We start from the raw sequence: 12,674 nt of genomic DNA, 5'->3' as shown, positions 1-12,674 counted from the left end.
TACCCTAAAGTTGGGCACAACTGTCTTGTAAAAAGCATAATATTTCATACTTTTGAGTTGGTTTAGGTTAGTTTAATTCATTGTAGGATTTTTTTACCGACCTTTGTCGGTCAAGTTGACCTGAACTTCACGCGAAAGTGTATCGAGCACTTTCGCGTTTGTTTTAACAAGACAACTCCGGCTCATGTTAACCAGATCGTATCATGCTCTTCATTTTTTATGATTTTATCTCTTATATAATTTAAACCTTAAGATTTAAGCTTTTTAACAAAAATAGTTCGTCCCTTAATTTCAAAATTTATTCCTCCCGTGAGTTCCAAATTTTCAAGTACTTTGATTACGTTTTCAAATCGTGATACAGAACCCCAAAATTTTTCATTTTGATCTATTCCTTCAAATACAACATCGACATCGTACCACCGTGCTACTTTTCGCATAATGGAGGCTATGGACTCATCACTAAAGACAAACTTTCCATTTTTCCAATCGATATAATCGTCTGGATCCACCTTTTCCATGCTTATCGCATCAGAAGTTACAATTGACTGTTGTCCAGGATATAGTATAAGAGATTGAAAAGATTTCTCCGATTTAGAATCAATTCGTACACTTCCTTCTAGCAGCGTTGTTTTGACAGCAAGCTCATCATCGTAAGCATTAATATTAAAATGCGTGCCGAGCACCGTTACTTTCTGACCGCTACTTTGCACAACAAATGGCCGAGCAGCATCTGCAGTCACTTCGAAATAAGCTTCCCCTTTTAAGCTAACGCTCCGACTATTATTTGCAAATCGAACTGGAAAATCTAATTTAGAATCCGCATTAAGCCAAACCTTTGTGCCGTCCGGAAGTGTAATCTGATAGGTACCACCTCTTGGTGTTGTTAGAGAAAGTAAAGAAGAGGGTGTTTTTACTATGATTGAGGAACCATCGGCATACCGAATATGATCTCCCTGAGCTGTGATACCACTAATTTTATCATTTAATTTATAAAGGGTTCCATCCTCTAGCGTAATGGTGGCTTGATTTGTCCCAGGCAAGATATCATTGATCTTTGGATTAACGGTCTGTTTATCCACTAGATCGAGCTTGTTCCAATAGAAAAAACTACATATCCCAAATACAAGCATTGCTGCTGCAGCGAGAAAAGGATAAAGCTGACGTATTCGTTTCTTTTTATTGATTTTAACCGAGATCTGCTGTCTAATAATAAGGTCGACACTAGCTATGGTCTTTGCCATTGCTTCCTCATCTATAGCGCTAGGTTCTTCACTCAGTTTCTGTCTGATCAGATCTTCCAGTTGCTGATCATATAATTCCTCACCAAAATACTGTATTAACTGATCGTATTCAGGTTTGTTAATCGATCCATCGATAAACTTTTGAAAGAGGTAATATATTGAAGGTCTATTTTTCACAGGCTCGGTTTATGATATTACGAAGTAACAGGTAAAACCAATAGCTCTGAATTATAAAATTTTAAAAATAAAATATAAAATATTCATTAACAGTAATATAATTTAAAAATATAGACGTTAAAAATCAGCGATTTCCAGATGAATTATAAATCGTGATGCAACCTATCTTCTACTCACACTAAACACCTTCCATCAATACCGTGCACATCAACAGAGAAATGATCGGAAGAGATTTGTTATAGTTTTCAAAAATAAATTTATTCGCTTTAGTGATATGATCATTTACTGCAGCTTCGGATATTTGCAGGAATTTGCTAACTTCAGCATAACTTTTACCTTCCAATTTGCATAGTTTGAAGACAAGCATGCGGCGCTCGGGAAGTTTTTCAATGGTTCGCATCAATTCTTCGTCAGCACGTATTTGTTCTTGTAAAGTCTCAGGAGTATAGAGCGCAGACACATTTTCCCAAAGTTTATTAACCAGTTCTCTATCGCTGGCAACTTTCCGGTAATAGTCGTTTACGAGGTTTATGGCAATGCGGTAAAGATAAGCCTGAAAAGATTTATCTGGATCAATACGACTTCTATTTTGCCAAACGCGGACGAAGAGCTCCTGTAAAGTTTCTTCAACTTGATCCCAGGATTTTAATAATTTAAAAAGATTAGCCGCAAGACGGGTTTTATAGGAATTGTATAAAATTTCAAAAGCAGAGGCATCTCCATCCCGCAATCTTTGGAGGAGCAGATGTTCATTAAGATCTAATAATTGGGTCATCGATGCCAACAAATTGAATTTAGCTACTTCAAGTGTATACGCTTAGGTCATAAATACTTGATAGTTTAATAAACTTAATCAAAAATATCCCACCTAAAGTTTACAAATGCTAAATATATGTTTATAAATGATAACCTGCAAATTAACTTATCTAAATTGCTGGGAATTCCTTCGCACGATGTATAAGAACGACTTATCAATCACAAACAGTAACACAGCGACGGAGATTCCACTTTCTAACCCTCTCACCTACTAACCCTTTTCTAACAATCCTCCACACTTTGCGGAAAGAACAATCGGACCACAGTTCCCTTTCCTATAGCACTTGAGAGGTTGATAGTGCCTCCCATAAATTCCATTAGATCTTTTACCAATGATAATCCAATTCCTGACCCTACTATATGTGAAGAATTGCTACCCCGAACTTCCATGAGTAAAACTTTGCTTAATTCATCATCAGGAATACCAATTCCATTATCCTCAAAAATATAGACAATACCTTTATCTGTCTCTTCACTATCAATATGCAGATATGCCCCTTTATTGTTGGCAAATTTCACAGCATTTCCAATCAGGTTAACAAAAATCTGATATACCGCACCACTGTCTGCATTTAAAGAATAGAGATGTCCCAACTGAAATTCGATCTGTTGTTCTGGAAAATTCAGCTTCACTTCATTAATCCATTCTCCGATCCTTTTATCGATCTCCACGCAATCAGCCATATTTTTTGATCCGCGTACTTTATTGAGCTGCAAAGTCTGGTTGATGATGGATTCAATATTCTGTATGGATTCAGAGAAGTTTTTATACCATCTTTTAGCCACCTCAACTGAAAGATTTTCATTTTTAAGCAGAAAATCATTTCCCATCTTTAAAACAGAGAGTGGATTTTTCAGATCGTGCGATAAGGTACTGGCCAAACGGTCCAATTTATAACTTAAAGAAAGCTCCTCGCGCTGTCTTTCCATTTTATTATTAGCCAATTTTCTTTCGGTCACATCACTTGCCGTATGCAGTATCGCGTACGTCTGCCCCTTCTCATCAAGTATGGCTTTATACTCGAAGTCAAAATAACGTTTGATTTTTTTGTCTCCCACCACAATATTGGCGGCGACTTCTGTGGCATTATAAGTAATTCCGGTCTTCCAAACATTTTTAAGAATAGAACAAAATCCTTCCTGTACAAAATTTGGGAAACAGGCGCATAAGGTCCTTCCGATGATGGACTCATCAGCACACCAGATATCCAGCATACCCTGATTAGCATAAGCGATATTCAGATCACCGTTATTATAAATAGCGGTTGCTTGGGGCGAATGGTGTAGCACCGACAAAATATAGGAATCAAAAGCGATCATTGATGGAGGCGAAAAAAGTAAACAAAAAATGCATATATCGTATTCAAAAGAAACTTTTACCGCAACAGCTAGATTTTGTGACATCGCTCAGCCCAGGTTATTTTTTAGTAGCCAAAGCAGCATAAAGCCGAATCACATTCACCAATACAGAACGATGGGACAAAATTATATAAATATAATATTAAAAAAACAAAAAATCAGCCGCTTTTCTACCTAAATTTCATCTCAGCAAGAGATGTGGTTTGATTTTTGTATCAAAGGTTTGATTTTTGTATATAACTTTTCATAATATTGCCGTCGCATTTAGTATTATCTGAATAAGATCGCAAATAACAGGTTTTGTAGCTAGAGAAGCAAACAATTTCTTTTGTGAAATCTTTTATATAAAAAAAGTGAATAATACGTTTTACATAAGAGCGTTCACGAACTGAAGTCGTAATCAATTTAAATACATTTATAACAACAAAAACTATGAGTAAGAAAAAAGACAATTCGAAATGGTTAAATGTCGCCATCTCTTGGGGAGCGAGTATTGTCATCATCGGTGTACTGTTCAAGATTCTACACATTGGCGGTTCGTATGCCAATTACATGATCGGAATCGGATTAGGAGTTGAAGCCTTCTTATTTTTTCTAATGGGTCTCAACCCTCCTGCACCGGAACCAGATTGGACACGCGTATATCCAGAATTGGATGAAAACTATACCGGTGAACTACCTACCAGAAGTGCAACTGTCGTGAATACACCTGCGGGACCTTCTGCTACTGTAGCTTTGGATAAAATGTTTGCAGATGCTAATATTGACGAGACAAGTATCGGCAATTTAGGAAGAGGATTACGTGATTTCAGCGAAAAAATGTCGGCGATCAATAAAATTTCAGATGTTTCTTTGGCAACAGAAGATTTCACACAAAAGCTGAAATTGGCAACATCCAAATTCGACAGCATGAGTGTTGCTTTTGAGCAGGCTTCTGCTAATTTGGTACAGATGTCCAATTCATCCGCAGATACTGCCAGCTACCACGAACAGGTGAGCAAGCTGACAACAAACCTGCAACAATTGAATGGTATGTACGAGCGTGAGCTACAGGATTCTGCGACGCACTTAAAATCGATGAACCAATTTTATGAAAATTTAAGTTATACGATGCAAAACTTCAATGAGTCATTGGATGATTCTAAAGCATTCAAAGAAGAAGTTGGCAAGCTGGCAAAAAACCTAAACGCTTTAAATGCGATCTATGGCAATATGTTGAGTGCAATGAACCAACCGCGTGTTTAATTCATCCATGTATAATCTAAATCAATAAAAATGGCATTAGGAAGAGAGACACCAAGACAGAGAATGATCAGCATTCTTTATCTGGTACTACTTGCATTACTTGCATTGAATGTGCCCGATACGATCTTGGATGCATTTAAAAACATCAACAATAGCCTCGAATCATCTCGCTCAAATGTCAATACTGCCGTACAGCAATTGTTCTCGGCATTTGAAAGCACCAAATTAAAGGAAGAGCCTGCTCGTGCGAAACCGATCTACGATAAAGCTAAAAAAGCACAGGCAATCATCGGAGAACTGAACACCTATATCAGCTCACTAAAAGAAGATTTCACCAAGCAAGGTGGCGGTATTGATCCTGAAAAAGGAGATCTTGTTAAAAGAGAAAACGAAGACATCTCCGTTAACATGATGATCAATGAGAAAAAAGGAACCGTCTTAAAGGATAAGATCAATGAAACAAGAGCTAAGCTCCTCGCTTTATTGACACCTGAAGAACAAAAAAGTGTTTCCTTTTCATTGGAAGCAAAGGATCCTGAAAAATCTGTCAACGGAAAGAGAAGCTGGGAAGAAATCAATTTCGGAAGTGGTACACCACTAACAGCCGCGATGACTATTTTGACCAAAATCCAGACCGATGCTCAAAATGCGGAATCGGATATGGTGAAATTAATCTTAGGCAAAATGGATCAGGCAGTTGTGAATCTGGATAAATTTGCCGCAGTGGCTGTTGCTCCAACATCTTACTTAGTACAGGGACAACCCTATAAAGCAGAAGTATTTTTAACCGCTTCAGATTCTAAATCACAACCAGCCATCAGTGTCAATGGTTCTCCATTACAGATTGTTGATGGAAAAGGAGTGTATAATGTATCGACAAGCAAGGAAGGTATCTTCTCTTGGACCGGAGTTGTGCAGGTGAAACAAACAGATGGTTCGATGAAAGAATACCGTACAGCGACACAGACCTATCAGGTGGCACGCCCTTCGGCAGTTGTATCACCGGATAAGATGAATGTGCTTTACATTGGTGTTGATAACCCATTATCCGTTTCTGCTGCAGGAACACCAACAGATAAGGTAAAAGTTAGCATGACAGGCGGTAGCCTTTCAGGATCAGGCGGTAAGTACAATGCCCGCGTTTCCTCTCCAGGTACTGCACGCATTTCTATTAGTGCTGAAGTAGCACCAGGCAAAATGCAGACCTTGAGTACCACGGAATTCCGTGTCAAACGTATTCCAGATCCAATTGCAAAATTTGCAGGAAAAACAGGTGGCAGTATGGCTACCGTAGCCCTTAAAGCACAGAATGCGATCTTTGCGAAACTGGACAACTTTGACTTTGACGCAAACTTCAAGGTAACCAAATTTACGATGATCATTGCCAAGCCACGTGCCGATGCAATTGTATTATCGACTTCTGGTAATCAATTGAGTTCAAGCATGGCCTCTGCCTTAAACGGTATCACACCGGGCACAAGGGTTATCTTTGATAACATTGTCGCTGTCGGTCCAGATGGAACATCAAGACAGTTAAATGCTGTAGCATTAACAGCAAACTAAAGATACTAATACCTACCTATTTACACATGGCCTTCTCCTTAATCGGAGAAGGCCTTTTTTATGATAATCATTTACCGCTTGATAGTATCAAATGATATTATCAGAACACGAACTATTTCAAAAAAAGGCTGTAACTTTTTACAGTTGCAGCCTTTTCTATATTATTCAAAGTTTAATTAATATTGATTTTTACGAATTTACTTTTAATTCGTCATTAGAATATATTTATAATAAAGCTTTAGCAAGCTCATTTTATAAAATATGAAGACAGCTAAAGCTGTTCAACTTCTTCTATAGTAAGCCCCGTGGCTTTAGAAATTTTTTCAATCGAAATGTCCATTTTTTTCAAATTAATGGCCGTCTCAATAGCTTTTTTTCGCTCACCTTCAATCTTTCCTTCAATCTTTCCTTCAATCACTCCTTGAGCATGACCAGATATTCTACCTGCCTTCAACGCTGAATTAAATACACTCTCAGCATCACGCTTATGTTTCAAACTTGCTTCGTATGACATGAGATCCTCCTCTGTTAATTTACCTATCTCTCCTATTTCAAAGATAAGGCCAAATATCCTTTTATCCAAAAAATACGGCAATTTATCCATGGTGCTCAAGTGTTTAAGTAGATACAACCACTGATCCATGACACTATTCAGTTCATTTGGTTTCTTTGTAAAAGACGGAAGGGAAACCATTTTATATCCCAGCTTGTCATAAAAAACTTCATGCGTATACTTATCGCATAATGCGACATCATAAAAGTAGCGACTTTCCGCCTCATGAACAGGTAGAGCAGATTTAATTCCATCCATTCTAAATTCTAATATACCGATGAAATAAACTTCAGGAAGAAAATAATCGTTGCCTTTTTTCCCTCGTGCCAGTTGTTTATTGATCAATCGAGAAGTATAATATACTGCTCTATCTTTAAAGAATTCTTGAAATAGTTGTTGCATCTCTACAATAAAGTACTCGCCATTACTCCCCTTACAAAGCAGATCAAAGACAACACGACGCATATCCTGATGATCTCCATCATGTTCAACCGCTTTATAACTCAAATCAGAAATTACTTTTTGCCCCTCAAATAAACTGTTAAGAAATTCAATCAATAAAATTTTGTTTTCTTCTCTACCAAAATAAAACTTCCACCCAAAGTCTGTATTAGGGTCAACGTATTTACCAAGATGTCGATTTGACTTCGCCATAATTATGAAGTGTTGGTTATAAGGCAAATATAATTATAAAAAATCTAAAATACTAATTTATTTAGCATTTTAGATTTTTTACAATAGAGCCGTACCTAACCGTACGGCTCTATTATTATCATCCTATTTGCGTTTCCTGAGCTTGCCCAGGAGTCGACTCGTCACAAAACTCACCACTGTCCCAACCGCAGCGAGGAGTGCTGTCTGAAAAAGATCGCCAAAGGAGAAACTTGCCCATATGGAGCAGATCGTACCTCCTAGTGCCGAAATCCGGATATCATTCAGTTTCATCCCTGATCTCCTTTCCAGTTTCCAGGTCATATTTTACGATGCGATCTGGAGGTTTTATAGTACCGGCATCATCTTCTGCACCATCCAAAAGGCCATTTGAAGAGCGTGCTTGCGCATTATTTTTCGCTCCTACTTCTTCATCTTCTACCATAACAGACTCAATAATACCCATTCCAAGTCCGATGTATTTAAGGACATTCAACACTTTAACAGGTAACTTCACCGGCGCCAACAAGATGATCTGTATAGCACCGCTTATTTTTTTTATGATTTTTTTCATTGTTCTTTTTAAAAGGTTAGAAAGCTAGAGGTTAGTTAGTTAGTTAGTTAGTTAGTTAAACCTTTCTCACTTACTAACCTTCTCACTCTCTAACATCATCACTAGATTACTCCGTTACTGTCTAGCATTTGGTTATCAACTTGCACACAAACTGCATCATATGCCATTTTGTCGATCAGCATTTTGTATAAAGAGATATATGCTTTCCTCGATTTCCTTAGCTCGTAGTCCCCATCGATCAATTCCCAGCTAGTGCCAACTAAAATGCAACCTGAAGTATCACCAATATTATTTCCGATATGGATATAGACATAGCTATAATTAGGAATTCCTTCGATTTCGACCATGCCCTTGTGAAACTCTGGAAACAGGCGTTTATACCGGGCATTCATGGCACCATAGGCATTCAAAATCAGAGAGTATTGACCAGCTGGAATTGCCGTTTCCCCTTTGATTTTCACATCGCGAATGGCATCTTCTAGTGCATAACAGATGAATTCTCCATCGACAAAAATGTAAGACAGGGTACTTTGCTTCCCCTGTCTCGCTCGTACTACTTTTATCATCTATCGAACCAGTATACTTGCCGCATCGCTCCAGTCACCGGTACCCTGCGTGTTGACCGCACGTACTTGCACTTCGTAAAATTTACCGATTTCTAGAGGAGCAATGATATTGCCGCGCGACGAGGTCGTCGTAAACCGATCACCCCATAATTGTTCAAAGTCATCACGGATACGGTAGCGGTATTCATAGATGGTTGCCATTTTCTGCGGAGCAAACTCCAGTTTTACCTGTCCCGACTGGCGGCCATCCGAAAGCCTCACATTATCGATTTTAAGCGGTACCTGATTACCGAACGATGCACTGTTCGTTGGAAATCCGGAACTAAGCAAGGTTGAAAGATGCCCTTGTGCCACACCGTTTATATAATAACCCAACTGTTGCAGTGCAACAATTAAAGGTTCCCGGCTTTCATTTTTAAGCGCAGTATCTTCGGGCGATCCTCTTTTTCTAGATACCGCAAGCTTAGTGATAAAATCTTCCAAAATTGACTCCAGATCTAGGAGATCAGGCGTCGGATTTGGGTATTTGGGATTTCCGGTCATTGCACCGATTATTGTTCTGCAGGACATCACCAATTCATCGTCTCTCATTTTTGCAAACCCGATCAGGGCCTTCATTTTTGTTGCCATAATGTTTCATTTAATTACTTGAATAAACTATTCTAACCCATTAGTCTATTCATTTAAAAACCTGTTAATTAATACATTAAATATTCCTCGCGAGCTTATTTAATAAGACAAACATATCTTGATACCGAGCGAAAATGAAGTTTTGAGCTAGATTGAGTCGTATTGATTTCATTTGATCTTATTTGATATGAGCATTTCAAAAAAAGGCAGGTTTCGCACTATGGCGCAGCATATCTGGCAACTATAACAGCGGCATCGCCCAAGAGAAAAAGTGTAATGTCGCCCGTCCATCTTATTATTTTACAAGAGCGTCTGATTTCCCTACGCGTCATTTTCATTTTTTCCATCCGCACCATCGGCACCTCATGGATAAATTGATTATTACCAGGATCAACATGATACTGGCGGGCAATTAAATGAAATTGTCTGATAAAAATGTAGATTCCCCGACTGCATAGAGCATTTCCCCCTGTTGCGAAATAGGTAAAGCCACCGTCATTGACCTTGTGCCATAGCGCGAAACGGCAGCTTTAAACTTTACCCTTTATGCGGCTTCGTTCCATAGCCTCGGTCAGATCCTCTTCAAAGTAGCGGTCATCGCCGGTCAGCGTCATCGGTTTAAGCAGACCTTCCTTCACCCGTCTTTTATAGGTGGAGAGGCTTATATTCAGGTAACGCATCACATCAAGGTGTGTCCAAAGCTTGCGTTCAGACAGCGAACTAGTTTCGGCTTTTTTGCCTCGAGAAGCAGCGGTGAGTAGAGAGAGCAGTTTACAGATCAGTAGTAAAGCTTCTGTTAATTTTTCAATTTTATCAATAAGTGTATGTAATAAGATACTTAAATGCATGGTCTATTGAGTTAAGACCATCAGCGCACAGGTAGGGCAATTTCCTAGACCTAGAAAGCAAAAAAAAGTTTAAAGGTCCGCCAAGCCCCTAAAAACAATGGAAATATCCCAACGGGATGGTAAAAGTTTATAATTACCTTTAAGATAATAATTAAAAACTAACTCTCTTTCTAACATTTAGACAAGAAAGCAATAATGATATTCTAACTATCTAACTACTAAACCTCTGTCCACATAACCATATAACCTCTTAACCATCTAACTTTCTCACCTCCTAACTTTTAAATAAGTAACACAGTGATGAGTCACGCAGTAACATAATGACAAAGTAAAAAAAGTACAAGAACTGTAAGCTGACCTTAAAACAAATATGAGATCTACAGACTCAACCTTAAAAAGTAATTCTTTTTAAGGCCACCTTCGAACAAGCGCTAAAAAACTATGAAACGAGTAACGCAGTAATGAGCAAGGAAGTGATAGCCATGTCGCTGCTCACGGCTTCCTTAACTCGACTAAGTGATAAATTGAGATGGCTTTTATTTGTCAAACAGTCACACAGTGACAAATTAAATAACGAGTAGAGATCTGCTCTACTTTACACAAAGCTCTTGATTACATTCAATTTATGCAACAGGTGGATGGTAAGAAACTAAAACAAGTAAGCATAAAAAATGGCAATGTATTTCTAAAAATGAAAATACATCGCCATTTTTTATGCCGTCTTTCAACAACACATAAATCATATACTGCTAGCAGTATAAAAGCACAATAGACTCAAAAAGATAGCCCCTATACTTTTATTCATTAATAACCCGGATTTTGTTTTAGATTCGGGTTCATCGTTATCTGTTGTTGAGGGATCGGAAATATTATCTTGGTCTCAGCTGTCGGTTTATGATCCCACCAATTTGCTGAATGAAATTTGCCAAAACGAACTAAATCTCTCCTTCTGAAGCCTTCGAAAATAAACTCACGTCCACGTTCAACTAGGAGCTCTTCCAGTGTCAATGTTGCTGTCGTATATTGTTCCTTTGTCCAATCTGGATCAGAAAATGCCCGTTTTTTGCAAGCATTGATCAGATCGACCGCATCTTGAGAAGCAACACCGCCATTTTTACGCATCAACGCTTCTGCTTTCGCGAAATAAATCCAGCTCAAACGATAAACATTCCAGTCCGTATTGTTGTACTGATCATTGACAGGGATTTTAACGCCGTCGACAGTTCCATCAATCGAATTACCGAGTTTATATTTATTGAATCGAATTCCACTGTTTTCCTCACCATCGCTCATGGTTGATGACGTCCCTCCAGACTTTGCTCGTCGAATAGCGTCAACAAAGACAAGCTGTTCGCCCTTATATTCTTCCGATCCTTCAACAATTTTACCGTCGGCAAACTTAACCATCGGACCACTGAAAAACCACTCCTTTTTCCGCAGATCCTTTTCGTTGTACTGACCAAAAACCCCTGGAATGACGACAATACCATTATTACCATTTCTTCCGCCACCGTAAATCTCGCTCTGCAAAAAGTGATAAAATTCACTTGGGAAACCAGGCTCAAAATCGGCCTTTTGATAATCGTATGCAATAGAAAATATAGTTTCTTTGGACATATCATTTGTAGGCACATACGAATCTTGTATGTTCGGATCCAGTGCCATGGCACCATTCAATCCGCCGGCTGCACCTGCTATCAGTTTATCAGCTGCAGCTATACAATCATCCAATCGTGGTTGTCCATACCACTTTTCAGCATTTAGATACAGCTCGACCAACATGGCGTAACCAGCAGCTTGAGAAACACGTCCAAGCATACTCTTCGACAATTTTGGTGCAGCATCAATATTTTCTAAAATTTCCTTTTCGATAAATTCAAATACTTCTTTAGTAGAAGAAGGTGCCGGTAAAGGCTCCTCTGCCGAACTCGGTGCTTTGGTTGTAATGGGTATATTTCCAAATAAATCCATTAACTTTAAATAGTGCAGTGCCCGTAAAAGCTTAAGCTCGGCAATATATTGCTTCTTCTCCTCTTCGGCTATTCCCATGGTGGAAACATCGGATTTTTCAAGAATATCGATCGGACTGTTGCATAATCCTACCCCCCAATACATTAATACCCAAGCATTATTTAATCCGCCTTCGTCGACTGTCCAGGTGTGATAATGCAGTCGCTTCCATTTTCCACCGTCCTCTCCGTGACGCCCTTTGGTTGGCCAGGCCAATTGATCGGCAGATAATTCGGCAGGACGCCACCATCCATCCTGTCCAGATGGCGATATCCACGCATTGGCATGGGTATAAGGCCGCAGTACAGCAGATATAACTTCATTTTTATTTTTATAAAAATCATCCGCGACAATTACATCATAAGCATTTTCATCCAATTTTGTACAGCTTGACGAATTCACCAAACATGCCAGCATTAAAATCTTAACAATATTTTTCAT

Annotated in this window: 11 protein-coding genes; 2 read left to right on the top strand and 9 right to left on the bottom strand. The window is 38.7% G+C overall.

Annotated features, from left to right (window positions below; translation table 11 throughout):
* Positions 1-248: 248 nt before the first annotated feature.
* The 3 genes from FHR29_RS25315 to FHR29_RS25305 all read right to left on the bottom strand — a co-directional run bounded on the left by FHR29_RS25315 (position 249) and on the right by FHR29_RS25305 (position 3,638).
* Positions 249-1,418 carry a FecR family protein gene (locus FHR29_RS25315; protein ID WP_183918160.1) on the bottom strand — a complete coding sequence of 390 codons (1,170 nt, stop codon included), beginning with the start codon at positions 1,416-1,418 and terminating at the stop codon, positions 249-251.
* 178 nt (positions 1,419-1,596) lie between these two features.
* A complete protein-coding gene (locus FHR29_RS25310) occupies positions 1,597-2,193 on the bottom strand; it encodes an RNA polymerase sigma factor (protein ID WP_183918158.1) in 597 nt (198 codons plus the stop codon).
* 263 nt (positions 2,194-2,456) lie between these two features.
* Positions 2,457-3,638, bottom strand: a complete 1,182-nt coding sequence (locus FHR29_RS25305; protein WP_183918156.1) for a PAS domain-containing sensor histidine kinase — start codon at positions 3,636-3,638, stop codon at positions 2,457-2,459.
* Between the two features lie 387 nt (positions 3,639-4,025).
* Between FHR29_RS25305 and gldL the strand changes: the two genes are divergently transcribed.
* Together gldL and gldM are read left to right on the top strand one after the other, a co-directional pair.
* Positions 4,026-4,838 carry a gliding motility protein GldL gene (gldL, locus tag FHR29_RS25300; protein ID WP_183918154.1) on the top strand — a complete coding sequence of 271 codons (813 nt, stop codon included), beginning with the start codon at positions 4,026-4,028 and terminating at the stop codon, positions 4,836-4,838.
* A 30-nt stretch (positions 4,839-4,868) separates the two neighbouring features.
* The gene (gene gldM, locus FHR29_RS25295) at positions 4,869-6,401 is read left to right on the top strand and encodes a gliding motility protein GldM (protein ID WP_183918152.1); all 1,533 of its coding nucleotides are present in this window, start codon (positions 4,869-4,871) and stop codon (positions 6,399-6,401) included.
* A gap of 271 nt (positions 6,402-6,672) precedes the next feature.
* Here the strand turns inward: gldM and FHR29_RS25290 are convergent, their stop codons facing one another.
* The 6 genes from FHR29_RS25290 to FHR29_RS25265 form a co-directional block, all read right to left on the bottom strand.
* Positions 6,673-7,608: an Rpn family recombination-promoting nuclease/putative transposase gene (locus FHR29_RS25290; RefSeq protein WP_183918150.1), complete on the bottom strand. Its 936-nt coding sequence runs from the start codon at positions 7,606-7,608 to the stop codon at positions 6,673-6,675.
* A 277-nt stretch (positions 7,609-7,885) separates the two neighbouring features.
* Positions 7,886-8,179: a hypothetical protein gene (locus FHR29_RS25285; protein ID WP_183918147.1), complete on the bottom strand. Its 294-nt coding sequence runs from the start codon at positions 8,177-8,179 to the stop codon at positions 7,886-7,888.
* A 101-nt stretch (positions 8,180-8,280) separates the two neighbouring features.
* Positions 8,281-8,745, bottom strand: a complete 465-nt coding sequence (locus FHR29_RS25280) for a DUF5675 family protein (protein WP_183918145.1) — start codon at positions 8,743-8,745, stop codon at positions 8,281-8,283.
* A complete protein-coding gene (locus FHR29_RS25275) occupies positions 8,746-9,336 on the bottom strand; it encodes a fibronectin type III domain-containing protein (RefSeq protein ID WP_183918143.1) in 591 nt (196 codons plus the stop codon).
* Between the two features lie 569 nt (positions 9,337-9,905).
* Positions 9,906-10,223 carry a hypothetical protein gene (locus FHR29_RS25270; protein WP_183918142.1) on the bottom strand — a complete coding sequence of 106 codons (318 nt, stop codon included), beginning with the start codon at positions 10,221-10,223 and terminating at the stop codon, positions 9,906-9,908.
* Positions 10,224-11,027: 804 nt separating this feature from the next.
* The gene (locus tag FHR29_RS25265) at positions 11,028-12,674 is read right to left on the bottom strand and encodes a RagB/SusD family nutrient uptake outer membrane protein (protein ID WP_183918140.1); all 1,647 of its coding nucleotides are present in this window, start codon (positions 12,672-12,674) and stop codon (positions 11,028-11,030) included.

Source organism: Sphingobacterium sp. JUb56 (genome assembly GCF_014191365.1).
Taxonomy (GTDB): domain Bacteria; phylum Bacteroidota; class Bacteroidia; order Sphingobacteriales; family Sphingobacteriaceae; genus Sphingobacterium; species Sphingobacterium anhuiense.
The sequence above is the reverse complement of the archived record's forward strand: the minus strand, read 5'-3'. Positions and strand labels throughout refer to the sequence as shown.